The sequence below is a fragment of the Streptomyces sp. NPDC028991 genome, assembly GCF_055564775.1.
Window position 1 is genome coordinate 31,585 of sequence record NZ_JBVHVP010000034.1, and the last position, 23,386, is coordinate 54,970.

Below are 23,386 nucleotides of genomic sequence, written 5' to 3' on the forward strand. Positions count from 1 at the left end.
GAACCAGCCCTTCCAGCGCAGGGCGGTGCCCCGCAGGTACAGGCCGGTGGCGGCCTCGGTGAGTGCGGCGGCCTCGGGGCGGTCCTTGCGCAGCGCGGGCAGCACGGCGGCCTGGTCGTGTCCCTGGTCGTCCAGGACGGTGCGGGTGAGGGCGGCGAGCGTGGCGTCGGGGCCGAGTTCGAGGAACAGGCCGGTGCCGTGTCCGGCGAGCCAGGAGACTCCGTCGGCGAAGCGCACCGCGTGCCGGACGTGGTCGGTCCAGTGGTCGGCGGAGGTCAGCTGCTCGAGGGTGGCGGGGGCGCCGGTCAGGTTGGTGACGACCGGGATGGTGGGGGCCTGCGGGGAGAGTCCGGCGACGACCGTCCGGAACTCCTCCAGCATGGGCTCCATGAGCGGCGAGTGGAAGGCGTGCGAGACCCGCAGCCGGCGGGTGCGGCGTCCCAGGGCGGCGACGCGCGAGCTGACGTCCTCGACCGCGCCGTGCTCACCGGCGACGACCACGGCCCGGGGCCCGTTGACGGCGGCGACGGAGACCTGTCCGGGGTGTTCGGCCAGGAGCGGCGCGACCTCGTCCTCGGTGGCCTCCAGGGAGGCCATGGCGCCGCCTTCGGGCAGCGCCTGCATGAGCCGGCCGCGCGCGAGGACCAGGGTGCAGGCGTCCGCCAGGGAGAACACCCCGGCCACGTGGGCGGCGGCGATCTCCCCGACGGAGTGCCCGGCGAGGTGGTCCGGGGTGACTCCGAAGGACTCGACGAGCCGGTAGAGGGCCACCTCGAGGGCGAACAGGGCGGGCTGGGCGTACTCGGTGCGATCGAGCAGGGCCGCCTCGGCACTGCCCTCCTCGGCGAACATCAAGGGGCGCAGCGGGCGGCCGAGGCCGGCGTCGAGGTGGCCCAGCACCTCGTCGAGGGCGCGGGCGAAGGCGGGGAAGCGGGCGTACAGCTCACGCCCCATGCCCGGTCGCTGGGAGCCCTGGCCGGAGAAGAGCACGGCGAGCTTGGTACGGCCGCGCAGCTGGGTGGTGCTCAGGCCCGGGGCGTCCTCTCCCGCGGCCAGCGCGGTGAGGGCGGCGACGGCGGTGTCCCGGTCGGTGGCGGTGAACGCCGCCCGGTGCTCGAAGGCGGAGCGGGTGGTGGCCAGGGCGTGGGACACGTCCAGGGCGCGCGGCCCGGGGCGTGCGGCCAGGTGGTCGAGGAGCCGGGTGGCCTGGGCGCGCAGCGCCTCGGGGGTGCGGCCGGACAGCAGCCAGGGCAGCGTGCCGGCCTCGACTGCGGGCGCGGCCGTCCCGTCCTTCGCGGCGCCCTCGGCGTCGGCGGGCCGCTCGGCCGGGGCCTCCTCGACGATGGTGTGCGCGTTGGTGCCGGACAGGCCGAAGGAGGAGACGCCGGCCCGGCGCGGTGCGCCGTTCCGGCGCGGCCAGGGGGCGGGCTCGGTGAGCAGCCGGACGGCGCCCTCGGTCCAGTCGACGTGGCTGGAGGGCCGGTCCACGTGCAGGGTGCGGGGCAGCAGGTCGTGGCGCAGCGCCATGACCATCTTGATGATGCCGGCGATGCCGGCGGCGGCCTGGGTGTGGCTGATGTTGGACTTCACCGACCCGAGCAGCAGTGGGCGTTCGGGATCGCGTCCCTGGCCGTAGGTGGCGAGGAGGGCCTGCGCCTCGACGGGGTCGCCGAGGACGGTGCCGGTGCCGTGGGCCTCGACCGCGTCGACGTCGGCGGCGGTCAGCCGGGCGTTGACCAGGGCGGATTCGATGACGCGCCGCTGGGAGGGGCCGTTGGGGGCGGTCAGGCCGTTGGAGGCGCCGTCCTGGTTGACGGCGGAGCCGCGGACCACGGCCAGGACGCGGTGGCCGTTGCGGCGGGCCTCGGAGAGCCGTTCCAGGACGAGCACGCCGACGCCCTCGGACCAGCCGGTGCCGTTGGCGGCGTCGGCGAAGGACTTGCAGCGGCCGTCGCCGGCCAGGCCGCCCTGCCGGGCGAACTCGACGAAGGTGGTGGGGCTGGCCATCACGGTGACGCCGGCGGCCAGGGCGAGGGAGCACTCCCCCGCCCGCAGCGACTGTGCCGCCAGGTGCACCGCGACCAGTGAGGAGGAGCAGGCGGTGTCGACGGTCACGGCCGGACCGACGGCGCCGAAGAAGTAGGAGAGGCGGCCGGACAGGATGCTGGTGGCGTTGCCGGTGAGCTGGAAGCCCTGCACGTCGTCGTCGGGGCCCACCCGGTAGTCCTGCGGCATGGCGCCGACGAACATGCCGGTACGGCTGCCGCGCACCCCGGCGGGGTCGATGCCGGCCCGTTCGAACGCCTCCCAGCCGGTTTCGAGCAGGAGCCGCTGCTGCGGGTCCATGGACAGCGCCTCGCGGGGCGAGATGCCGAAGAAGTCCGGGTCGAAAGCGGGCGCGTCGTGCAGGAAACCGCCCGCGAAGTCCGTCGGCCCGTCGCCGAGGGCGGTCTCCCAGCCGCGGTCGGCGGGCATGCCGGTGATGCCGTCCTCACCGGCCTCCAGCATCCGCCACAGGTCCTCGGGGCTGCTGACACCACCCGGGTAGCGACAGCTCATCCCGACGATGGCGATGGGCTCGGTGGCCGCCGCCTCCAGCTCGCCCACCCGCTCCCGCGAGCGCTTCAGGTCGGCGCTGGCCCGGCGGAGGTAGTCCCGGAGCTTCTGTTCCTTGTCCATTTCAACGCAACCCATCTGGAAGAAGACCGGCGGACGGCTGGCGGTCCGACGTGGACGGCGGACGACCCGGGCGGCCGTACGGCGCCGGGAGGTCGGGCGTGCCCGAGGGAGGGAGAGAGACCGGGGACACGACCGCGGCGGCGGTCCGGCCGGCTTGGTGTCTCACGCGCCTGCGAGGGCGGGCGGGGTGTCACGTCGCGCGTGGTGGCCCGGTGCCGGTCCCCCCGGCACGCGGACGGACGGACAGGGCCCGGGCCGTTCCTCCGGAGCACACGCCCGGTGCGCGTGCCGAGCACGCAGTTCCGCTGACCATGGGCTCAGTCTGCGACGGCGTCCGCTCTGGAATTCCCTAGTGTGTGAGGGCGGCGGCCGATGCACGGCCGCAGGTACGTCAGGGGGATCCGGCAACGGGACGGCAGGACCACGCGACGCGGTTCACCAGTTGCCCACGAGTCCGGAGGGACCGGAGGCGCCGGTGGCGAGCAGACGGCTGTAGTCCCGCTCCCGGGAGGCCTGGCGCAGGTCGGACTCGACCATCATGCGCATCAGTTCCTCGAAGTCGACCTCGGGTTTCCAGCCCAGCTCCCGGCGGGCGTTGCCGGAGTCCGCGCAGAGGGTCTCCACCTCGGCGGGGCGGACGAGTCCGGGGTCGACGACCACGTGGTCCCGCCAGTCGAGGCCGACGTGCTCGAAGGCGATGCGCGCCGCGTCGCTGACCTTGTGCATGGTGCCGGTGCCCACCACGTAGTCTCCGGGCTCCTCCTGCTGGAGCATCAGGTGCATGGCGCGGACGTAGTCGCCCGCGAAGCCCCAGTCCCGCTCGGCGTCGAGGTTGCCGAGGCTGAGCTTGTCCAGCAGTCCCAGCTTGATCTGCGCGACCGCCAGGGAGATCTTCCGGGTCACGAACTCGGCCCCGCGTCGCGGCGACTCGTGGTTGAACAGGATGCCCGAGACGCCGTACATCCCGTACGACTCCCGGTAGTTGCGGGTGATGTAGTGGCCGAACGTCTTGGCGACACCGTACGGGCTGCGCGGGTGCAGGAAGGTGGTCTCCCGCTGGGGGCTCTCCGCCACCTTGCCGAACATCTCGGAGGAGGACGCCTGGTAGAAGCGGATCTGGCCGCGGCTCGTGCCCCCGGAGGACTTGCTCAGGCCCGACACCATCCGCACGGCCTCCAGCATCCGCAGCACCCCGATGCCGTTCACCTCGGTGACCAGCTCGGGCTGCTGCCAGGACATGGGGACGAACGAGACGGCTCCCAGGTTGTAGACCTCGTCGGGCTGGACCAGGTCCACGGCCGACACCAGGCTGCCCTGGTCCATGAGGTCGCCGTCCACGAAGGACAGCTCGGGGATCAGCTTGGCGATCCGGTCCTTACGGGGGTTGGCCTGCCCCCGGCAGAGCCCCCACACCTGGTAGCCCAGGCCGAGGAGGTGCTCCGCCAGATACGATCCGTCCTGTCCGGTGATTCCGGTGATGAGTGCGCGCTTGGTCATCTTCCCTCTTTCCACCGCCACGGTGAGGACGCGGTCGGGCGGAAGTCCGCGCCCGCGGGGCGGACCGGTCGACACCCCATGCACGAGCCGTCCTCGTCGCAGCCATGCAAGCACGGGCAAGGCTAAGGAATTTGCGAGTCTTCCCGCGCACTCCGTCCAGCCGAAACCTGCCGTAACACATAGGCAAACGGCATATCCCCCGGGGGGCCGGGGCCCCACCCCGAGCAGCTTGTCCGGGACTGCCGTGCGTGCCCCGCACCGATCGGCGGGGAGCCCAGAAGTACAACGACCGCCCGCCCTCGGCACCGGGCGGTCAGCCGCGGTCGGCCAGGCCCATGCGTCGTCCGAAGACCTCCCGCCGGCTTGCCGGGCGGGGCATCATCCGCGGCACGGTGCCCCTCAGCCCCTCAGCCCCGCGCCGCCGAGCCGAGCACCGCAAGGTTCCGGGCCATTGGCAGGGTGGCCTCGTGCTGGGCACCCTGCCTTCGGCCGTCGCCACGCAGCCACGCCACGCCGAATCAGCGCACACCGCCGACGACCGGCGACCGGCGACCGCCGACCGGCGACCGCCGACCGGCGACCGGCGACCGCCGACCGGCGACCGGCGACCGCCGACCGGCGACCGGCGACCGCCGACCGGCGACCGGCGACCGGCGACCGGCGACCGCTATCGGACACGACCCGAGCCCGCCCGGTCCGGCACTGTCAGCGCCGGGGCAGGGCGAGCGCGCACAGGGCGAACACGATGGCGAATGCCGCCTGGACGAGCATGCAGATCGCCAGCGCGCTCGTGTAGGCCTGACCCGTCGGGGCTGTGGAACCGGTCAGGGCCGCGGCGAGCAGACCTCCGGCAACGGCGACGCCGAGGCCCATGGCCGCTTGCTGGGTGGTCTGCAGCACGCCGGACGCTGCTCCCGCGGAGGCTGGAGGAACCTCGGCGATCATCGCTCCGACGAGCGGCCCGAACATGAGTGCCTGACCGACACCGACTCCGACGAGGAGGGCGGCGAACGTCCACGAGTTCAGGCCGGCACCCTGGAGGAACACGGAGGCGGCTGTGCTGCTCAGGAGTGCGGCTTGGGTGAGGCCGCCGATGGCGAGGAGCCTGCGGAACCCGAAACGGGGCGCGAGCTTCCCCGACCAGATCGACACCGTGAGGAAGCACAGGGAGAACGGCAACAGTACGAGGGCCGCGTGCATGGGAGACCATCCGAGCCCGGTCTGCGTGGAGATCGCGTAGAGGAACGTGAACCCGCCGAACGCGGACTGGAGCATCAAGGCCATCACCAGTCCGATCCGGTAGGAGCCGAGTCGAAACAGGGGCGGCGGAACGAGCGGAACGCGGTCACTGCGGTGCAGCCGGACCTGCCACCGCCAGAACGCAGCGAAGAGTACGGGCGTCGCCCCCAGCAGCGCCCAGCACCAGACCGGCCAGCCCAGCGCGCCGCCCTGGGAGATCGGAATCATGAGTGCCAGCAGGGCGAGTCCGAGCAGTGTCGTCCCGATCAGGTCGAGCGACCGGTGGCCGGGCGCACTGGTATCGGGCAGCCAGCGCAGCGCGGCGCCGAACGCGATCACGCCCATGAGCACGCTCATGGCGAAGATCATTCGCCAGGGAGCACCGAGCAGGGGGACGGACAGCAGCACGCCGCCCAGGACCTGACCGATCGCCGTGGCCCCGCCCGCGGTCGCACCGAACAGCGCGACGGCCCGGGCACGTTCGGGCCCCTGGGTGGAAGCCGTGATCGTCGCCAGCACCTGGGGAACCATGGCCGACGCGGAGATCCCGGTCAGAGCCCGCGCGGCGATCAGCACGGTGATGCTCGGGGCCAGGGTTGCGACCAGGGAGAACAGGGTGAACCCGGCCATGCCGAGCAGGAAGAGTCGGCGTCGCCCGTACAGATCCCCGAGCCTGCCTCCGAGAACCATCGGAACGGCGAACCCCAAGGCATACACCGACACCACCAACGACTGCTCGGCAGCCGTGGCCCCCAGAGACGCACCGATGTCGGGCACGGCGATACCCGCCGCCGCGAAACTGACCACCGACAGCAGCAACGCCGACAGTGTCGTCAGGAGCCGGCCCGTCCCCAGCCCCGGAGTCGGAGGCTCGGGCAGCCCCGGTGCGGGCGGCGGCGCGGCGCGGTCGTCCTCTCTGCCAGATTCGCCGGTGAGGGAAAGAGGACTGCCCTTCGGGGCGGAAGAAGTGGTCATGCCGTCGATCATCAAGCGCCGCTTATCCTGGAACCAGGAGTCCATTCATGGGGGTACTGCCACCACCCGGATACCGGGGTTCTCCGTACGGGAGGGTGAAGACATGACAGAGGCCGGGCCCGCCGCGATCCGGCGCGAGGTCGGTGACTTCCTCCGCAGTCGGCGCGAACGGGTGACGCCGCAGCAGGTAGGTCTCCCGTCCACAGGTCGACGGCGGACGCCCGGACTGCGGCGCGAAGAGGTCGCCGTCCTCGCGGGGGTCGGCGTCACCTGGTACACCTGGCTGGAACAAGGCCGGCCCATCAATGTCAGCTCGCATGTCCTGCAGGCGGTCGCCCGAGCCCTGCGACTGGATGACACCGAGACGCGGCACCTGCACCAGCTCGCCGGATCGAGTACGCCGAAAGCCGAGCCTTCCGGATGCGACCCGGGGCTCGTCGCGGCGTTTCAGCCTGTCCTGGACAAGCTCGACCCGTTCCCCGCGTGCCTGCAAACCCCTCTGTTCGACGTGGTGGCATACAACCGTGCCTACCGGTTCCTGTTCACCGACATGGACCTCATCCCACCAGGTGAACGCAACTGCGCGGTGCAGTTCTTCACCGACCCCGACTGGCGCGGCCGCTACGTCGACGCCGACCTGGTCGCCGCCCGGATGGTCGCGAGATTGCGCGCCGAGGTCGGCGCCGACATCGGGGCCCCTGCCGCTGCCGAAATCGTTGACGACCTGCGGGAAAGGTCGGAGGATTTCGCCCGACTGTGGGCTCGTCACGACGTACTGCCCCAGCAGTACGAGACAAAACGCCTCGACAGCCCTCTTGTCGGGCGGCTCCGGCTGAACTTCGTCTCCACCAGTGTTTCGGAGACGGGACACCGGATGACCGTGATGACGCCGGCCGATGAGTCCACCTCCCTGCGTCTGGCCCAGATGGCGGACCACGCTGTCGCGACTACGCGGGTGTAGCGCTGAGCTCTTTCAGGGTGGCCGCTGAGCCTACTGTGCTGCTGATCGCCCCGTTCATCAGTCGAGGCGGCGCCTCCGAACCGTCGCCCGCCATCATCTACGGGAATCCGTACGAGCCCGGCTCGATTGCGGACGCCCAGTACAAGCGCGGCCACGACTTCGCCGCCGCTCTCGCCCAACAGGGAGACGACCCGGGATCCGGCATGGCGGACGACGTCTCTCGCTGGTGCAGGGACCGGATGACGCCATCAACAGGCTTCAAGGACAAGGTCACCACGGCGGTGACGCAGGGCTGCATCGAGGGATCCAAACAGCGCGACCTACCTCCGTCGAATGCGCCGTGAGGCCAACTGAGGCGCTCAGTCACAACGGGCCGGCGTCCCGCAACGCACAAGGCTCCTGCGCCGTCGAGAAGGGTGTTCGCCCTCTCAACTCGTCAGCGCAGTAGCCTCGTTGGTTCCCTGCCCTGCGGGTGGCCGGTCGGTCAGCAGCGGGTTGTCGGGGGCGGCGGTGACAGTGTCGGCTCGCAGCGGCAGCAGCCGGCCGGCCACCAGCCGCTGGGGGACGAAGTGGACGCGGCGGCCGGTGCGGTCGTCGTCGCCGGGGCTGCCCGGCCGGGTCCATTCCAGGGCGGCCCGGCCGGACAGGTGCAGGGTACGGCCGGTGGTGAAGTCGGAGAAGAGCAGGGCGGCCGCGGGGTCGGCCTCGATGTTGCCGAGTGTGTTGAACATGTTGTTGCCCCCATAGTCGGGCCACCACAGTCCTCCCTCCTCGGCGCGGACGAATCCGGGTGGCCCACCGCGGTGCGAGGCGTCGTCGCCACGGGCGGGATGGGTCGTGCCGATCAGGAAGGTGTCGGACCGGCGGATCAGATCGACGTCGTCCCGCGTGAGGGTGATGCCGTGCCGCACCGGCTCCGCGCCGTAGGGCATGACGGGTGCGGGTTCGAGGTGGCGGCGCTGGATGTACTGCGGGCAGTTGCCGTACGCCTGCTCCACGTCGATGCGCAGCCCGCCACTCTCGGTGCGGGACAGAGTGCCGTTGATCCGCAGGCGCCGACGGGCGGCGAACTCGACCACGATCAGCCCCACCGGCTGGTCCGTCGGCAGTTGGTGAAGCGGGTCGCCCTCGGCGGGCAGCGTTCGCACATCGAGGACCGCCGGCGAGGTGACGTGGAGAAACCCGGGCGGACCGGTGAGCGGGGAGATCCACCGTACGCCGGTCGCGTCGCGGGCGGTGATCGCCGCGAAGGTCCTCTCCGCCAGGAACCGCAGCACGCCGCCGCGCAGCTGGGCGGGGGCCAGCATGCCGGAGAGCCGGGCCGCGTCCCCGGCCACGCCCGCACGACGCTGCACGGCCAGCTCACCCTCGTGGAACCCCGCGGTGGTGGTGGGTACCAGGTCGGTCATCGTTCTTCCTCTCAGGTGCTTCCGTGGAGCGCCGAAGGGCGGGCGAGTGGGTGGCCGTCGGCCCGGCCCCGGCCGGGAGACGGGGGCGGGCCGGCGGGGCGGCGGGGCGGGCGCGGGTCAGGCCGCGGTGCGCGGGGTGACCACCGGCCAGTCGTTGTCGACCTTGGCGAGGATGTTGAAGTAGTTGGTCAGGACGTTCAGGGCCAGGTGGCCGACGACCTCGCCGATCTCGGCGTCGGTGGCGCCGGCGTCACGCGCGGCCTGCACAGCGGCGTCGTCGACCTGGCCGTGGCCGCGGGCGATGGCGTCGGACAGGGTCAGCAGTGCCTGGGTGTGCGGGTCGGAGGCCTTGGCGTCCCGGGCCGCCTCCAGCTCGTCGGCGTCGATCTTGGCGATGTTCGCACCGATGTAGGTGTGGGCCGACAGGCAGTACTCACAGCCGTTGTACTCGGCGGTGGCCAGCGCGAGACGCTCACGGACCGGGGCGGTCAGCTCGCCGCCGGCCAGCGCACCGGACAGGGCCAGGTAGCCCGTGAGCAGTGCGGGGCTGTTGGCCATCACCTTGGTCATGTTCGGCGTCAGGCCGAGGGCCTTGTGCACGTCGGCGAGCAGCTCGGCGGCCTTGCCGGTGGCGTTGGCGGGCTCGACGGGGGCGAAACCGGTCATCAAAGGAACACTCCTTCATTTCTTGATTCTGATGATTCTGACGCTTAGGTGCGCCTCCAACCATTAGAAGAACCATGACACGCACCCGCTCTCATGTCAACGGATGGAGAGACTGCAACCGTTAGAACTGCGATAGCCTCGATGGCATGACCACGAACGCCCCGCTGCTGGACGAGCCGCTCCCGGTGGAGTTGATGAACACGATCTGGGCCGACCGGGACGGCGTGCACGACGCACTGCGTGACCCGGACGGCGTGAGGTCCTGGCTGCACGCGGTCTCCCCCCGCGTCGACTCGATGACGCCGGACGACCTCGGCGTCCTCACCGCCGATGAACTCGACCGCCTCGGCGGCCGGCTGATCAGCCTGCGTGACGCTCTGCGCCGACTGGCCGCCGAGGCCGTCCAAGACCCGCGCCCCGCAGCCGCGTCCTGTACCCGCGATCTGCAGGCAGCCGTCACCGTGCTCAACCAGACCGCCGGCAGCACTCCCCACTGGTCGGCGCTGTCCTGGACGCCCGGCCAGGCGCCCTCACGCCACACCCGCACCAGCGGCCAGGTGGCGTGCGCCGCCGCCTCCGTCATCGCCGAGGAAGCGATCGACCTCTTCAGCCAGGACGCCCGGCGTCGGCTGCGCGCCTGCCTGGCCCCGGGATGCGTCCTGTACTTCCTCAAGGACCACCCTCGCAGGGAATGGTGCTCCGCGGCCTGCGGCAACCGAGCCCGCTCCGCTCGCCACTACCGGCGCCACCGGCGCACCGACACCTGACAGGCGCCCACCCCAGTCAGAACCGGGTGTCCTCCACTCCAGACACGGGGCTGGCCCGCCCCTCGCGCCAACCGAGCCGCTCGGTCGCCATTCGAAGCACAGGGGGCGTTCGTCCTCGCGGCACTCCGAGGCGGAGCCGATGTCGGGCAGCGCGCGATGAAGACGATGCTCAGCTCGAGGGCGGTACGCCAACCGCGCTGTCCATCGGAATCGGAGCACTCGGTAGCGGTGCGCGGGGCCCGCGTGCTTCCGGCTTCCCCGCGACGGGCCCGTGTCACCGGGCCGCGCCCCGTCGGCTCGGCCGACGGCTTACGGCAGCCGACCCGGCGAACGTGCCCCGGCGGCCGAAAGTCCATCGGCCCATCCAATGCCGTGTCCCGCGGGGTTTCATCGGAGATGGGTCAAGGCCGCGGCCGCGACCGACGCCCCCGCGGGACACGTTCCGTCCTGTGACGCTCCAGGTTCCGGAATGGTCGTGGTGCCGACCAGGCGATCGACATCGCGCACCGCGACGAAGATGAAGCAGATCCGTTGAAATTCGGCCTGAATGGCCTTGTGCTGCCCCACCGGCACCTGGGAGACGCGCCCGTTCTTCGTCATGGTCCGCGCGTATGACAGGGGCAGATCCAGTGCGAGGCTGACGTTCTGGCCTGCCAGGTTCCACACGCACTTGGGCCCGTGCTTGCCGGATTCCTGTTTCCCCCTGCCGCCGATTCCGAGGGCGGCGAGGTCTCGCGCGTCGAGTGCCAGGCACGGCCGCGACGCCAGTTGCGCCTGGGTGTACTTACTCGGTTGTGGTACGGCGGAGGTGGCCGGCGCGGACGAGGGCAGGGTAGACGAGGACGGCGTAGACGAGGGCGGCGTAGACGAGGGCCTTGGCTCGGCCTGCCCGCTCGAGCACCCGGCACCGAGCAGGCCGAGGGCAGCGACGAACACCAGCCCGGCCGCTTCTCGGGAGAGCCTGCTCGTGGAACGCTGCCCGGGATCTGGTCGCGACATGAGTGCCTACCCTTCAGACAGACGTGGCCGGCTCGACGCCAGCGGAGGCGGAGCCGAGCCCCGAGGACAGACACGGCGTGATCGTTGCTCTGGGGGACGTATGTATCTCCGTCCGATGGCCCGCGGCGTCAGGGGGCGCTCACGTTGCTCGTGAAGCCGAACCACGACAGGGACGCGACGCTGCCGAGCGAGGGGCACAGCTCCCGCAGCTTGGCTGGGTCGGTCTTGGGGGGCTCGGGGCTCATCCGGTAGCAGCCGAGCTTCCGGAGGGTACGCACCGTCCGTGCCACCTGGCCGGCGGACTTCTTCGCATCGGCGTACTCGCCGGGGAAGTCCTGCTCGATGCGCCGGGACATGGCGTTCGCGATCTCCTCGGCCGCGGTGAGATCCTCCCCGCACCCGGAGTCGTCCCAGGGGGGACACCGTTGCACGCCGGCAAGCCGCTCAGGCCAAACACGGTCTTGTAGAACGGCATCATCTCGGAAGGGCGTGCAGGATCGTCGGAAGGACCGGCTCCGGACGGCGACTCCGAGGCTGACGAGGCCGATGAGGCTGACGAGGCCGAGCCTGGTGAGGTGCCGGAGGACGACGCCCGAGACGGTTCCCGGTTGTCGTCCGCCTTTCCGCCCCCGCCCCCGTCCCCGCAGGCGGACAGCGTCAGGATTGTCGTGACGACGGCGGACAAGGTGATGGCGTACCGGCGCGTGGTCATTGATCTCCCCGTCTCGTTGGCCGCAGGGCTGAGACGCGACACGCTCAGCGGCCGGAGCAGTTGCAGCCATGACTCAAGCGCCAGACGAGTTGTTCAGCCACCCGGTCCACAGGGCTGAACAACGGGCCGGCCACCTTCAGCAAGCCGATCGAGGGCCGAGGAAGCCCGACCACGCCGCAGGCCGCGAGCCCAGTGCTCGTCCTGCCCTGCGCTCATCCCGCCAGCTCGCGCAGGCCACGTCGACGCGGCCTACGCGGCTGGCACGCCGACCACTGTGAAGATGGCCTGGCGTGACGCGACTTGAATACTCCAGGCGGGGGGGCGGAACCTCGTAGGTGACGAGGGAGCCGGCCACCCGCGGCATATCCGGCCGGGCCGTGGGGTGAAGCCCGTCGAAGTCCTCTGGCCGCCCGCGCGGTCGGCGATGGCTCACGTCGCCGTCGGCAGCGACTGCGGACCTGGCTCACGGGCCACGCCAGAGGTTGGCGAAGGCCGCGTTCTCGATGGTCCGCCTCTGGCGTACGGCCTCGAGCTCCATCACCGCGTCGTGCACGGCGGCCACGACCGTCGTCACCGCCTCGTCGGTGAGGCCGGGTTCGCCGGTGCTGCCGCCGTCGATGCCCACGACCGAGGCGAGAGCCGTCAGGACCGGCTCCTTCCTTTCCCAGCGGTCGGCCGCCCGGCGGTGGCCGGGCGTATCGACCGGTTCCAGGCGTTCCGAACCGAAGGGCAAGCGGCCCCGGCGCCTCCGGACCAGCTCGCCGCTCTCCTCGAGTACGACCTGGTACCTGTCCGCGAGGTCACGGCCCCGGCGCCACAACCAGTCCTCAATCCGCTCGTAGGGCGGCTGCCGGGTAAGCCGTGCCGCAGCCTCGTCGAGGGCCCGATCGTCCGGCGCCGGCGGGCCGCTCGGCACGATGCGGTCGCCATCCACGGTCGCGGCCCCCGCACCGATGAGATCGATCAGCTCGGCCCCCGCGAGTGCCAGCGACAGGTCCCCCTGTCCCACGGCACGCTCCGGCCCCGAGTCCATGGCGATGATGAACAGGTCCTTCGCCGTGGTCATGAAACGGCTCCCCTCGGAGACATCGACAGAGGTGCGTCCCTACCGACCCTGCCCCCCTCATCCGGGGCCGGCTCGAACGTCACGATCAGTATCACCCTTCGTCCGGGCGGCCGGCCGAGGTATCGAGAGCGAACACACGCGCGGCCGACCCCTCACACACGGCCACGGGGGCCATCCACCCGCCATCCCGCCCTGCGCTCGCGGTCAGAAAGTCGGCGGTGAGGAGACAGCACCCCGCTCGGCGGCGACCGGCTCGCCATCGACGTCACCACCGGGGACCGGGCCGTACTGGAGGTCACGACGGCCGCTGCCACGCCGCCCTGCGTGCACCCACCACAGACGCGGCCACCTACGAACGTACGGCTCACCACCGGGACACACGCCCGTGTGCGCTGGCTGCCACAGCCGCTGGCCAGCGCCCCGGCCCTGCTCACCCCCCGTCGCACCGGTCTCATCGGCCCTGCGGGACCTGCCGGGGACTGTCCGGGCGATCACGCTCGAACTCGAGTGACTGCGGACGCAACGACAGCCAGCCGTGACCGTGACGGGTCGGTCGATTGGGCTCGGGGCAGACGTGTTGACCTCAAGTGCGCTTGAGGGAGGAGTCTGCCGCCATGGACACCAACGAGATGCAGCGACAGTTGCAGGCCCTGACCGACCGCGCTGAGATCACCGATCTGATGGACCGCTACCTGCGTTCCCTGGACGACGGGGTTTTCGACGAGGAATGGGCTCGCGCGTTCCACACCGAAGACGTCACCGCGGAGATGCCCATTGGCACCGTCCATGGCCGCGACGCCCTGCTGGCCCGTATCCGGCGAGGAATGGCGCTGTTCGACCGGACCGTGCATCTGGGCACCAACACCGTCATCGAGATCGCCGGTGCCCGGGCCACTGTCCGTGGCGCCCAGCTGAGCACCCACGTCCTGGCGGATGGCTCAGGCAGTGTCTTCATCTCCGCCGGCCATGCCGACGCCGAACTGGTCAGGACGGCTGACGGCTGGCGGATCTCCGCCTCGACGCTGCGGGTGGCGTGGACCCAGGGCTCTCCTCCGCGGCTGCCGGACGAGTTGGCCCCAGCACCCACTGCCCAGAGTTCCGCGATCACGTGCGGAGCCGGATGACCAGGGCTGCTGCGATGGTCCAGAAGAACCTGTGTCCGGTCCGCCACTCGTCCAGCGATCGGTCGCCCTCTCCTTCGGCGGCGGCGTGTTCCCACGTGACACCGTGGAAGGTGGCCGGCTCGACGCACACGAACCATCAGCCCACTATGGTCGTGTGCATGCAAGCCCAGCAGCCTGACCAGGCCCCCGTATCGCCGCCCGTGTCCGCACCGCCCACCACTCCGGCCCGTAACCGGGGCACGCTGGTGGCCGGTCTTCTGGTCGGGCTGCTCGTGGGCGGCGGAGGCGTGGGGGTGGCCTGGGCTCTGACCGGTGACCCATCGGACGCGGGCGGCAATGCCAGGGCGGACGCCCGAGGCGCGTGCGACGCGCTGGCAGGCATGGACGAGTCGAAGCTCTCGGCGAAGGGGAAGGCGGGAGAGCAGGCGCTGTACCGCTTCGCGGGCGCGTACGACCTGGCCGCTGCCGCCGCCGCGGGCGACTCGTCGTACGAGCCGCTCGCGAAGGCCGTCACCCGGGCGCACAACCGCCACCGCCAGGTCTTCGAGGTCGACGCCGGGGTAGAGAGGGAGCTGGCCACAGCCCGCGGTATCTGCGCGGACCTCTGACCACTCCCTCCCGGGCGGGTAGCGGCGGGGCTCTTACACCTCGATCGTGCCAGAAGGCGCCTCGCGGCAGCCGGACACGTGCCGCCGCCAGTGTCGCCGTTGCCATGAGTGAGGTCGCGCGACTTCGTCGGTCGTCGGTGTCCTCGCCGATGGATCAGCCGGCTTGGGGCGTTGCGCCCTCGCCACAAGCCGGGTGCTACTCCTGGTACTGCGTCAGGTCGATGCCGAACACCGCAAGGTCATAGCCGTGAACCGGGTCCTGTACGGTGCCCTCCGCCTGCATGCCGAGCTTGTCGATTACGTTCACCGAGGCGCCGTCGCCCGTACGGCATACGGCGACCACGCGATCGAGGCCACGATCCTGCAGGGCGAACTCCAGTGTGGCGTGTGCCGCTTCGGAGGCGTAGCCCTGCCCCCAGAACACCCGCCCGAGCCGCCAGCTGATCGCCACCTGACCGGCCACCTCGGCCGGCCCGTCGGCGACGGAGAGGCCCACGGCTCCCGCCAACTCACCGGAGCCCAGGAACTCGACCGCGAACATCCCGAACCCCTCCTCGTCCCACTCCTCCTCCCACGCCTCGATGTCCTCGGCGGTCTGCTCCAGAGAGCGCGGCCTGCCGTCGCCGATACCCTGCAACACCGCCGGATCCGCATGGATCTCGGACAGGGGGACAAGGTCATCGGCCAGCCATCGGCGCAGGAGAAGACGAGGGGTTCGGATCTCGGTCATGGTGCCATCCTGCCGCCGCGGCGGCGGGAACGCGAACGGCGGCTGCGCATCCAGGCGGTCAGTGGGTCGACAGCAGACCGTGTCAGTCGTCGAGGGCGTCGAGCACGGGCCGCAAGTCGACGAACTTGAAGTTCGTGGCCTCCCGGTCCGTCTGGCCCGGCTTTTCGTCACCGTCCTGGACGACGAGCAGGCCCTTCGGGTACTTCCTCCCGAGTGGCTCGTTGAGGACGGCGGCGCCGTCGCTCTCCTCAGCACCGTCGAGGCTTTCGGAGGCGCCGATCACCCGGAAGCCACCTTCGTACTCGTTGTCGTCGTCCAGTTCGCGGTCGTATGCCGCGAAGCTGTTGTCGCCCTGGCTGGAGGCGAGCAGGTAGCCGTCACCGTCTTTCTGGTTGAGCAGGGTGAGTCCCTCGACATCAGCCGACAGGCGCCTGCCGCCATAGCCGGGGTCCTCGCCCGGGGTGCACTCCTCGGTCTCCTCGTCGTAGGTGCCGGGCACTCCGTACTCGCGGACCTTGTCGATGAGTTTCGGGGTTCCGCGGAGGTCGGCGTCCAGTCGCCAGATGCCGACGTCCTCCTGCCCCGCGTAGAGCGTGCCGTTCTCCGGATCGACGACCATGCCCTCGACCTGGGGCAGTTCGTCCGGCTCTCCGCACGGCGCCCAGGTCTTGCCGTTCGGCAGCCTGAACGTGGAGGGCAACTGGATGGTGCGAACCTTGCGGTAGGAGACCGTGCCGTCGGCGTTCCCCGTCAATTCGAGCAGGCTGAGCGCGGTGCGCTCCCGCCGGCTGACCACCGCGTACGAGCGGCCGCTGGACGGCTCGGTCCAGGTGGCGAGTCCGTAGGCGGTCCGCTGTTCGTTGATCTCCTGCTGGGAGGAAGAGTAGATCGTCGGCGCTGAGGGGGCGGTGACGTCGGTGAGCGGGGTGTCCGCGTTGCCGCCGTCGATGCGGTAGATCCGCAACCGGTCACTGCCACGGTCGCTGGTGACGGCGAGGTCGACCTCGGCTGAGCCGATCCTCATACCGTGCACGAGGTCGACGTTGTTGAAGCGGCCGGGAGCATCGTCCGGTCCAGGTGCTTCAGGCGCGGCCACGGATTGCACCTCGCGGGCGTGCAGATCGTAGACGCGCAGACCGCCCTCCTTGGCGGTGGCGACCACCAGGCTCCGGTCCGGGGCAGCCGGGTTGCGCCAGATCGCCGGGTCGTCGGCGTCCGCGTTGCCACCGGCCTCGTCGTCGTACTCGGGAGGAGTCTCCGCGATCGGCTTCACGCCGGGCAGGTCGCCGGTCGCCACGGCCGCGTGCGGTATGACCATGGCGAGGGCGACGAGAGCCGTGAACAGCGTGAAGCGGCCGACGGCGGTACGGCCTCGGACGGACTGAGCCATGAAGTGTGGTCCTTTCATGTCGCGAACATGATGGACTCACCCTCACGTGGTCCTGTGAAGAGTTGCCGAGGAGTAACAGAACGAAGGACCGACCTGGAGATGAACAACACTCGCCGTAGCGGGTCGTGCGCGCCTGCCTGGGTTTGCAACGGCTTCGTCCCCGTCGGGCTGTCCTCGGACGTGAGGCGACGGCATGGACGGCCGCCGGGACGGCGAATACGGCCCAGCGACCACGGCACCAGCGACCACGGGCACGCCCTGCGGGGCGAGTCCGATGCGCATGTCACGACCGGCCCCGCCTACGCTCCTTGCTCCTTGCTCCTTGCTCCTACAAGAAGCGCTCCCCCGCCTGGGCCACAGGGCGGCGGACGCTGACCGGCACCGCGCTAACGGGTGGCGAGCCGCTCCAGCAGGGCGGCGCTGCGTGCCAGCAACTCCCGCTCCTCTTCCGTGAGTTCGTCTTCGATGGCTTGCGCGAGCCAGCCGACCCTGCGGCCGCGCTCCGCTTCCAGCGCGGCCCGGCCCGCGTCCGACAGCTCGACCAGCGACTTGCGGCCGTCCGTGGGGTGCGCCCGGCGCGTGATCAGGTTCTGTTCCATGAGAAGCCCCACCGCCCGGGCCATCGACTGGGGGCGTACGCGCTGGTCGGCGGCGAGGTCGCTGGTGGTCATGGCGCCGTCGCGGTCGAGTGTGCCGAGCACGGCGACCTGACCCAGGGGGATGTGGTCCTCGTGTTTGACGCGTCGGGTGAGCTTGCTCATCGCGGTGCGCAGTTCGGCGGCGATGGCAGCGGCTTCCGGGGTGGGCATAGGGCATTTTACCCCCTTGACCAGCAAAGCTGTTCACCTGTGCTGAGCAGCAAACCTGCACAGCAAAGGTGCACAGCAAACCTGCACAGTGTAACTGAGCAGCAGAACTGAGCAGCATTGCTGTAGAGTCTGGGCCGTCGGGCTCAGCGCCACCGTTGCCGCAGCCGGGCCACGGCACACGACGACGGGAAGGAACTCCCATGTCCTCAGCAGCAGTCGGAACCGTCAACGCAGCCATCGAGACAGTCACCGCCCGCCGGATCATCGACAGCCGCGGTAACCCAACGGTCGAGGTCGACGTCGTCCTCACGGACGGGTCCCTGGGGCGCGCGGCTGTCCCCTCTGGCGCCTCCACCGGTGCCCGGGAGGCCGTGGAACTGCGCGACACCGATTCCACGCGCTGGCACGGCAAGGGCGTCGACCGCGCGGTGGCTCACGTCAACGGGGAGATCGCGGCGTCCGTGCACGGCCGGGACGCGGCGGACCAAGCGGGTCTCGACGCTGCGCTGGTCGCCCTCGACGGCACCGTCACGAAGTCCCGGCTCGGCGCCAACGCGATCCTCGGCGTCTCGCTCGCTGCCGCCAAGGCCGCCGCGGCGGCCCACCGCCAGCCCCTCTACCGCTACCTCGGCGGTGCCGACGTCCACCTTCTGCCGCTGCCGATGATGAACATCGTCAACGGCGGCGTCCACGCCGACAATCCGCTGGACTTCCAGGAGTTCATGATCGCGCCCGTGGGCGCGGACACCTTCGCCGAAGCCGTCCGCATGGGCAGCGAGGTCTTCCACACCCTGCGCCGCGACCTGCTGGACGCCGGGCACTCCACCGGCGTCGGCGACGAGGGTGGTTTCGCGCCCGCGCTGCGTACTGCCGAGGAGGCGCTCGACTTCGTGATGACCGCCATCGAGCGTACGGGCTACCGCCCCGGCACGGACATCGGCCTGGTCATGGACCCGGCGTCGTCGGAGTTCTTCCGCCACGGCGGGTACGACTACGCGGGCGAGGGAGTGCGCCGCACCCCCTCCGAACAGGCCGATTACCTCACCAAGCTCGTCGACGCCTACCCGGTCGTCTCCATCGAGGACCCGATGGCGGAGAACGACCTGGACGGCTGGCGCGAGCTGACCGCCCGCGTCGGCGACCGTTGTCAGCTCACCGGCGACGACGTGTTCTGCACCAACGAGACGCTGCTGCGCGAGGGCATCCGCACCGGTGTCGGCAACTCGGTCCTGGTCAAGGTCAATCAGATCGGCACCCTGACCGAGGCACTGGCCACGGTGGCCACGGCCCACCAGGCGGGCTGGACGGCTGTCATGTCGCACCGCTCGGGCGAGACGGAGGACACCACCATCGCGGATCTCGCGGTGGCGACCGGTTGCGGGCAGATCAAGACGGGGTCGCTCTCCCGCTCCGACCGCACGGCGAAGTACAACCAGCTCATCCGGATCGAAGAGGAACTGGGTGACTCGGCGCGGTTCGCGGGCCGCTCCGCACTGCGTAGGACGTGACCAGCGGTCGTCGCTGCCGTGACCGGGCCTCCCCCGCGGGCTCGGGCAGAGCGCGGCGGTGGCACAGTGGAGGGAGTGTTCCGCCCTGTGGAGGTAGCCCCGTATGCGTCTGCTGCTCGTCCGTCATGGTCAGACCCCGTCCAACCTCAAGCACCTGCTGGACACCGACGCGCCGGGGCCGGGACTGACGCCTCTGGGGCAGGAGCAGGCCGCCGCGCTGCCGCAGGCTCTGGCGGCGGAGCAGATCGACGCGCTGTTCGCCTCGACGCTGGTGCGCACTCAACTGACCGCCGCGCCGCTGGCAGCCGCGACGGGACTGGACGTCCGGGTTCGGGACGGGCTCAGGGAACTGGCTGCCGGAGACCTGGAGATGCGCGGCGACGACGACGCTGCCGCCGCCTACCTGTCCACCGCGTTCGCCTGGTCGGCTGGTGACACCGGCCGTCGGATGCCCGGCGGTGAGAACGGCGTGGAGGCCTTGGGCCGCTTCGACGCGGTCGTCGCCGAGGCGGCGGGGACGGGAGCGGAGACGGTGGCCATGGTCAGCCACGGCGCGATGATCCGTACCTGGGTGGCCGCCAGGGCGGACAACCTCGATGTGTCATACGCCTCCAGCCACCCGTTGGGCAACACCGGCGTCGTCGTGCTCACCGGCTCGCCCGACCGGGGCTGGCAGGTGCTCATGTGGGAGGGCAGCCCACTCGGTCCGGAAGGAAACTTCCCCGAGGACAGCGGCCCGGCCGGCGAGGCGGCACCCCGCCCCTGAGGGGCCGCCTCCTCCTTCACACGATCGCGTGCGCACCGCAGCCCAGCAGGAGCCCTGCCGGGTTGCCCGCAGGCCTTCTGTTGCCTGCCGTCGACGCCCTGGATCGAGCGGTCTCCGGCTGTCCGGCCTCGCCAAGCCGGGAACGGCTCGAAGTGGCGCCGAGTCCTCACCCGACTTCGCGACGTGCCACATGGTTGACGGCCGCCGCTCTCTCAGCCTTCCTCGTCGTCGTAGGCCGGCGTGCTGCCGCCGACGGCGTGGTGATCGAGCAGGGTGCGCCACCACTGGTGCCCGGGCGACTGAGGGCACGTGTGGTGTGGCGGCAGGGAAGAAGAGGACGGGACGGTGACCGGGGAGCCGTCCTGCGGCGGGATGATGCCGGCATCGAGGTCCGGCGGACACCGGATCCACCGGTCGGCGAAGTTACCCGTGCGTTCCGCACACCGGAGTGGTGACAGTTGCGACTGTCCCCGCCGCGGCGGCCCGTGACAGCGTCTTCTCAGGCCGACGACCGGTGGAGGGAGAAGGCGTGAACAAGGGCTACGCCGTTTACTGCGACGCAGACCCGCACTTCTACGACGCGCCGCACCGCACCACCGCCGGTACGCGGAGCGCCGGCACCCGGTACTCGGTGGCCGACCTGCCGGTGCCGCCGGGATGGCAGCGCGGCGAGAGCGGCGACTGGCTCGCACTGCGCCCCGTGGACGCCGTACTGCCCCCGCAGGGCTGGAAGATCCACCTGTCCGCCTGCCTGAGCAACGCCGAATCCGTCCTGGCGCGGACTCGGGAGTACTGCCTCGACCGCGGTATCGCGTTCAAGTTCGTGCCGAGCCGCTACCTGTTGCACCAGCGCAACGCCAAGTACGCGGACCGTGCGGGCAGCGGGAAGTTCATCACGGTGTACCCGGCGGACGAAGCACAGTTCGAGCGTGTCGTGGGCGAGCTGGCCGCCTTGCTGGACGGCGAGCGCGGGCCGCACATTCTGAGCGACCTGAGGATCGGCGGCGGCCCGGTGCATGTGCGCTACGGCAGCTTCACCCGCCGCAACTGCTACGACGAGGCGGGGGAACTGCGTCCGGCCGTGGCGAATCCCGCCGGCGAGCTCGTGCCCGACGTCCGCGGACCGGTGTTCCGCGTACCCGACTGGGTGAGTGTGCCCGCCTTCCTGAAACCACACGTCGACGCGCGGACGACGGTCACGATGGCCGACATCCCGTACACCGTCGAGTCGGCGATCCACTTCTCGAACGGCGGCGGTGTCTACCGGGCCCGGGACAGCCGTACCGGTGAGGCCGTCGTCCTCAAGGAAGCCCGTCCGTACGCCGGTCTGGCGGCCGACGGAGCCGACGCGGTGACGCGGCTGGACCGTGAACACCGCGCCCTCGAACGGCTGTCGGGGCTGGCCTGCACGCCCGAGGTGCGGGACCGCTTCGCCGTGGGCGAGCACCACTTCCTGGTTCTGGAGTATCTGGACGGCAAGCCCCTCAACACCTTCTTCGCCCGGCGCCATCCGCTCATCGAGGCCGACCCGGACGATCGGCGGCTGGCCGAGTACACGGAGTGGGCGCTCGACGTCCACGACCAGGTGGAGCGGGCCGTCAGCGCGGTGCACGCACGAGGTGTGGTCTTCAACGACCTGCATCTGTTCAACATCATGATCCGGGACGACGGACGAGTGGCCCTGCTGGACTTCGAGGCCGCCCACCGCGTCGACGAACCGGGCCGGCAGACGGTCGCCCACCCCGGGTTCGTGGCTCCTCCCGGACGACGGGGCACCGCCGTGGACCGGTATGCGCTGGCCTGCCTGCGCCTGGCCCTCTTTCTGCCGCTGACCAGCCTGCTGGCCCTGGACCGGCACAAGGCGGAGCATCTCGCCGATCTGATCGCGGGACAGTTCCCCGTGCCGCGCGCCTTCCTGGACGCGGCGGTCGACGAGATCACCGACGCTCCCGCCGCGCAGCCGGCGACGCGACGATCCGACCGGCGGTTCGTCCCGGTCGCGCCGGGCGACTGGCCGCGCAGCCGGGACTCGATGACGGCGGCCATCCGCGCTTCGGCCACCCCCTCGCGCGATGACCGCCTCTTCCCGGGCGATGTCGCCCAGTTCGCCACCGCGGGCGGTGGACTCTCGTTCGGTTACGGAGCGGCCGGGGTGCTGTACGCCCTGGCCGAGAGTGGGGCGGAGCGCGACGAGAACGAGGAGCAGTGGCTGCTCGACCGGACGAAGGAACCGCCCTCGGGGATGCCGCTCGGCTTTCACGACGGGATCGCCGGTACCGCTTGGACCCTCGACCGCCTGGGTCACCGGGCACGGGCACTGGACCTCACTCGGTTCCTGGTCGAGCACCCGCTCGACCGGCTCACCACGGACCTCCACAGCGGGACGGCCGGGGTGGGACTGGTCCTGGACAGCCTCGCCGCCGCCACCGGCGACACCGCCCTGCGCGACGCGGCGATGCGGTGTGCCGAGCTCGGCGCCCGCGATCTGGAGGCCGACGCGTCCGAGCGCCGGCCCCGGGCCGGGCTGCTGTACGGCGCGACGGGCAGCGCCCTGCTGTTCCTGCGCCTGTACGAACGCACGGGTGACACCGGTCTGCTCGACCTGGCGCGGGACGCGCTGCGCAGGGACCTCTCGCACTGCGTGCGCGGCGCGGGCGGTGCCCTGCAGGTGGACGAGGGCTGGCGCACCATGCCGTACCTGGGCGCCGGGAGCGTGGGCATCGGCATGGTGCTCGACGACTATCTGGCGCACCGCGCCGACGAACGGTTCGAACAGGCGCGGGCCGAGACCGTACGGGCGGCGCAGGCCATGTTCTACGCCCAGCCGGGACTGTACCGGGGTGTCGCCGGCATGGTGCTCTTCCTCGGCCGCACGGCCGCCACCGGGCCGGGCACCGGTGTCGACGCGGTCCGGCGGCAGATCGACGCACTGACCTGGCACGCCATGTCGTACCGCGGTCACCTCGCCTTCCCCGGCGAGCAGATGATGCGCCTGTCCATGGACCTGTCCACCGGTACGGCCGGGTGTCTGCTGGCCGTCGCCTCCGTCCACGGCGGCCGGCCCACCGGTCTGCCGTTCCTCCCACCGCCGCGGGATCAGCGGCGCCCATGAGCCGGTCCCGGCAGGGGCCGTGAAGAGAACATCCGTTGTCAATGAGAGGAAAAGGTCATGAACCTGTTCGAGCTGCAGTCGCTGGAGACCCCGAAGGAAGAGGCCATGGGCGACGTGGAGACCGGCAGCCGCGCGAGCCTGCTGCTCTGCGGTGACAGCAGCCTCAGCGTGACGACGTGCAACTGACGCCGTCTGACTGACGTCGTCTGAATCGGCCGCCACGCTGATCGCGGCGCGCCGTTCTCCGCTACCGGGGGCCGGGGCGTCCGCCCGGGCGGAGGGAACGTGGCACGACAGTCCGGGGGGGGCCAAACAAGAGGGAAGGAAAAACAGGGGGGAAGAATCCCGTCCCTGGGTAGGCGCTTCCCA

General features: G+C 71.0%; 21 protein-coding genes and 1 pseudogene (1 of these 22 cut by a window edge). 10 read left to right on the forward strand and 12 right to left on the reverse strand.

What is annotated here, in order from left to right; all coding sequences use genetic code 11:
* The 3 genes from ACZ4V1_RS33665 to ACZ4V1_RS33675 form a co-directional block, all read right to left on the reverse strand.
* Positions 1-2,679, reverse strand: partial view of a type I polyketide synthase gene (locus tag ACZ4V1_RS33665; RefSeq protein WP_468344203.1) — the 5' end (the start) only. The gene continues 26,184 nt to the left of window position 1, outside the view; only the first 2,679 of its 28,863 coding nucleotides appear in the window; the start codon lies at positions 2,677-2,679; its stop codon lies beyond the left edge, outside the window.
* A gap of 435 nt (positions 2,680-3,114) precedes the next feature.
* Positions 3,115-4,176: a GDP-mannose 4,6-dehydratase gene (locus ACZ4V1_RS33670; protein ID WP_468344206.1), complete on the reverse strand. Its 1,062-nt coding sequence runs from the start codon at positions 4,174-4,176 to the stop codon at positions 3,115-3,117.
* 705 nt (positions 4,177-4,881) lie between these two features.
* Complete coding sequence (locus tag ACZ4V1_RS33675; protein ID WP_468344209.1) at positions 4,882-6,390, reverse strand: MFS transporter; 1,509 nt, start codon at positions 6,388-6,390, stop codon at positions 4,882-4,884.
* Here ACZ4V1_RS33675 and ACZ4V1_RS33680 point away from each other — a divergent pair.
* Together ACZ4V1_RS33680 and ACZ4V1_RS33685 are read left to right on the forward strand one after the other, a co-directional pair.
* On the forward strand, positions 6,389-7,351 hold the full coding sequence (locus tag ACZ4V1_RS33680) for a helix-turn-helix transcriptional regulator (RefSeq protein WP_468344212.1): 963 nt from the start codon (positions 6,389-6,391) through the stop codon (positions 7,349-7,351). The genes ACZ4V1_RS33675 and ACZ4V1_RS33680 overlap by 2 nt on opposite strands.
* A 35-nt stretch (positions 7,352-7,386) precedes the next feature.
* Entirely contained in the window at positions 7,387-7,695 is a 309-nt protein-coding gene (locus ACZ4V1_RS33685) for a hypothetical protein (RefSeq protein WP_468344215.1), read from the forward strand.
* Between the two features lie 84 nt (positions 7,696-7,779).
* Here ACZ4V1_RS33685 and ACZ4V1_RS33690 read toward each other — a convergent pair whose 3' ends face one another.
* The gene (locus ACZ4V1_RS33690; protein ID WP_468344217.1) at positions 7,780-8,760 is read right to left on the reverse strand and encodes a pyridoxamine 5'-phosphate oxidase family protein; all 981 of its coding nucleotides are present in this window, start codon (positions 8,758-8,760) and stop codon (positions 7,780-7,782) included.
* 117 nt (positions 8,761-8,877) lie between these two features.
* Positions 8,878-9,426 (reverse strand): carboxymuconolactone decarboxylase family protein, encoded by a 549-nt coding sequence (locus ACZ4V1_RS33695; RefSeq protein WP_468344220.1) that lies wholly within the window; start codon positions 9,424-9,426, stop codon positions 8,878-8,880.
* 146 nt (positions 9,427-9,572) lie between these two features.
* Here ACZ4V1_RS33695 and ACZ4V1_RS33700 point away from each other — a divergent pair, with 146 nt between their 5' ends.
* Complete coding sequence (locus ACZ4V1_RS33700) at positions 9,573-10,193, forward strand: CGNR zinc finger domain-containing protein (protein WP_468344223.1); 621 nt, start codon at positions 9,573-9,575, stop codon at positions 10,191-10,193.
* Between the two features lie 387 nt (positions 10,194-10,580).
* Here ACZ4V1_RS33700 and ACZ4V1_RS33705 read toward each other — a convergent pair whose 3' ends face one another.
* The 3 genes from ACZ4V1_RS33705 to ACZ4V1_RS33715 form a co-directional block, all read right to left on the reverse strand.
* Positions 10,581-11,192 (reverse strand): DUF3558 family protein, encoded by a 612-nt coding sequence (locus ACZ4V1_RS33705; RefSeq protein ID WP_468344226.1) that lies wholly within the window; start codon positions 11,190-11,192, stop codon positions 10,581-10,583.
* Positions 11,193-11,320: 128 nt separating this feature from the next.
* A complete protein-coding gene (locus ACZ4V1_RS33710) occupies positions 11,321-11,548 on the reverse strand; it encodes a hypothetical protein (RefSeq protein ID WP_468344229.1) in 228 nt (75 codons plus the stop codon).
* Between the two features lie 819 nt (positions 11,549-12,367).
* Positions 12,368-12,970, reverse strand: a complete 603-nt coding sequence (locus ACZ4V1_RS33715) for a GOLPH3/VPS74 family protein (RefSeq protein WP_468344232.1) — start codon at positions 12,968-12,970, stop codon at positions 12,368-12,370.
* A gap of 249 nt (positions 12,971-13,219) precedes the next feature.
* On the opposite strand from ACZ4V1_RS33715, the pseudogene ACZ4V1_RS33720 reads away from it, so the two are divergent.
* Both ACZ4V1_RS33720 and ACZ4V1_RS33725 read left to right on the forward strand, forming a co-directional pair.
* A pseudogene (locus ACZ4V1_RS33720) lies at positions 13,220-13,567 on the forward strand (hypothetical protein); the annotation flags it as partial.
* 17 nt (positions 13,568-13,584) lie between these two features.
* The gene (locus tag ACZ4V1_RS33725) at positions 13,585-14,094 is read left to right on the forward strand and encodes a nuclear transport factor 2 family protein (protein ID WP_468344235.1); all 510 of its coding nucleotides are present in this window, start codon (positions 13,585-13,587) and stop codon (positions 14,092-14,094) included.
* On the opposite strand, the gene ACZ4V1_RS33730 is transcribed toward ACZ4V1_RS33725, so the two are convergent.
* On the reverse strand, positions 14,075-14,224 hold the full coding sequence (locus tag ACZ4V1_RS33730) for an ASCH domain-containing protein (RefSeq protein WP_468344238.1): 150 nt from the start codon (positions 14,222-14,224) through the stop codon (positions 14,075-14,077). The two genes, ACZ4V1_RS33725 and ACZ4V1_RS33730, sit on opposite strands and share 20 nt — an antisense overlap.
* 28 nt (positions 14,225-14,252) lie before the next feature.
* Here ACZ4V1_RS33730 and ACZ4V1_RS33735 point away from each other — a divergent pair, with 28 nt between their 5' ends.
* Positions 14,253-14,702 carry a hypothetical protein gene (locus ACZ4V1_RS33735; RefSeq protein ID WP_468344241.1) on the forward strand — a complete coding sequence of 150 codons (450 nt, stop codon included), beginning with the start codon at positions 14,253-14,255 and terminating at the stop codon, positions 14,700-14,702.
* A gap of 196 nt (positions 14,703-14,898) precedes the next feature.
* Here the strand turns inward: ACZ4V1_RS33735 and ACZ4V1_RS33740 are convergent, their stop codons facing one another.
* The 3 genes from ACZ4V1_RS33740 to ACZ4V1_RS33750 all read right to left on the reverse strand — a co-directional run bounded on the left by ACZ4V1_RS33740 (position 14,899) and on the right by ACZ4V1_RS33750 (position 17,631).
* A complete protein-coding gene (locus ACZ4V1_RS33740; RefSeq protein ID WP_468344244.1) occupies positions 14,899-15,432 on the reverse strand; it encodes a GNAT family N-acetyltransferase in 534 nt (177 codons plus the stop codon).
* Positions 15,433-15,514: 82 nt separating this feature from the next.
* Positions 15,515-16,822 (reverse strand): phytase, encoded by a 1,308-nt coding sequence (locus ACZ4V1_RS33745; protein WP_468344247.1) that lies wholly within the window; start codon positions 16,820-16,822, stop codon positions 15,515-15,517.
* A 386-nt stretch (positions 16,823-17,208) separates the two neighbouring features.
* Positions 17,209-17,631 (reverse strand): MarR family winged helix-turn-helix transcriptional regulator, encoded by a 423-nt coding sequence (locus ACZ4V1_RS33750; protein WP_468344250.1) that lies wholly within the window; start codon positions 17,629-17,631, stop codon positions 17,209-17,211.
* Between the two features lie 200 nt (positions 17,632-17,831).
* On the opposite strand from ACZ4V1_RS33750, the gene eno reads away from it, so the two are divergent.
* The 4 genes from eno to ramS all read left to right on the forward strand — a co-directional run bounded on the left by eno (position 17,832) and on the right by ramS (position 23,203).
* Entirely contained in the window at positions 17,832-19,139 is a 1,308-nt protein-coding gene (eno, locus tag ACZ4V1_RS33755; RefSeq protein WP_468344253.1) for a phosphopyruvate hydratase, read from the forward strand.
* A 103-nt stretch (positions 19,140-19,242) separates the two neighbouring features.
* Positions 19,243-19,905 carry a histidine phosphatase family protein gene (locus tag ACZ4V1_RS33760; protein WP_468344255.1) on the forward strand — a complete coding sequence of 221 codons (663 nt, stop codon included), beginning with the start codon at positions 19,243-19,245 and terminating at the stop codon, positions 19,903-19,905.
* A gap of 529 nt (positions 19,906-20,434) precedes the next feature.
* The gene (gene lanKC, locus ACZ4V1_RS33765) at positions 20,435-23,017 is read left to right on the forward strand and encodes a class III lanthionine synthetase LanKC (protein WP_468344258.1); all 2,583 of its coding nucleotides are present in this window, start codon (positions 20,435-20,437) and stop codon (positions 23,015-23,017) included.
* Between the two features lie 57 nt (positions 23,018-23,074).
* On the forward strand, positions 23,075-23,203 hold the full coding sequence (ramS, locus tag ACZ4V1_RS33770) for a mycelium formation morphogenetic lantipeptide SapB (protein ID WP_018849360.1): 129 nt from the start codon (positions 23,075-23,077) through the stop codon (positions 23,201-23,203).
* Positions 23,204-23,386 lie beyond the last annotated feature (183 nt).

Bases quoted from the DNA above. Each gene is read 5' to 3' on its own strand.
- ACZ4V1_RS33750 (WP_468344250.1), bottom strand. From the start codon at position 17,631: ATGCCCACCCCGGAAGCCGCTGCCATCGCCGCCGAACTGCGCACCGCG.
- ACZ4V1_RS33705 (WP_468344226.1), bottom strand. From the start codon at position 11,192: ATGTCGCGACCAGATCCCGGGCAGCGTTCCACGAGCAGGCTCTCCCGA.
- ACZ4V1_RS33735 (WP_468344241.1), top strand. From the start codon at position 14,253: ATGCAAGCCCAGCAGCCTGACCAGGCCCCCGTATCGCCGCCCGTGTCC.
- ACZ4V1_RS33710 (WP_468344229.1), bottom strand. From the start codon at position 11,548: ATGTCCCGGCGCATCGAGCAGGACTTCCCCGGCGAGTACGCCGATGCG.
- ACZ4V1_RS33670 (WP_468344206.1), bottom strand. From the start codon at position 4,176: ATGACCAAGCGCGCACTCATCACCGGAATCACCGGACAGGACGGATCG.
- ACZ4V1_RS33675 (WP_468344209.1), bottom strand. From the start codon at position 6,390: ATGACCACTTCTTCCGCCCCGAAGGGCAGTCCTCTTTCCCTCACCGGC.
- ACZ4V1_RS33695 (WP_468344220.1), bottom strand. From the start codon at position 9,426: ATGACCGGTTTCGCCCCCGTCGAGCCCGCCAACGCCACCGGCAAGGCC.
- ramS (WP_018849360.1), top strand. From the start codon at position 23,075: ATGAACCTGTTCGAGCTGCAGTCGCTGGAGACCCCGAAGGAAGAGGCC.
- ACZ4V1_RS33715 (WP_468344232.1), bottom strand. From the start codon at position 12,970: ATGACCACGGCGAAGGACCTGTTCATCATCGCCATGGACTCGGGGCCG.
- ACZ4V1_RS33760 (WP_468344255.1), top strand. From the start codon at position 19,243: ATGCGTCTGCTGCTCGTCCGTCATGGTCAGACCCCGTCCAACCTCAAG.
- ACZ4V1_RS33700 (WP_468344223.1), top strand. From the start codon at position 9,573: ATGACCACGAACGCCCCGCTGCTGGACGAGCCGCTCCCGGTGGAGTTG.
- eno (WP_468344253.1), top strand. From the start codon at position 17,832: ATGTCCTCAGCAGCAGTCGGAACCGTCAACGCAGCCATCGAGACAGTC.
- ACZ4V1_RS33740 (WP_468344244.1), bottom strand. From the start codon at position 15,432: ATGACCGAGATCCGAACCCCTCGTCTTCTCCTGCGCCGATGGCTGGCC.
- ACZ4V1_RS33680 (WP_468344212.1), top strand. From the start codon at position 6,389: ATGCCGTCGATCATCAAGCGCCGCTTATCCTGGAACCAGGAGTCCATT.
- ACZ4V1_RS33690 (WP_468344217.1), bottom strand. From the start codon at position 8,760: ATGACCGACCTGGTACCCACCACCACCGCGGGGTTCCACGAGGGTGAG.
- ACZ4V1_RS33745 (WP_468344247.1), bottom strand. From the start codon at position 16,822: ATGGCTCAGTCCGTCCGAGGCCGTACCGCCGTCGGCCGCTTCACGCTG.
- ACZ4V1_RS33725 (WP_468344235.1), top strand. From the start codon at position 13,585: ATGGACACCAACGAGATGCAGCGACAGTTGCAGGCCCTGACCGACCGC.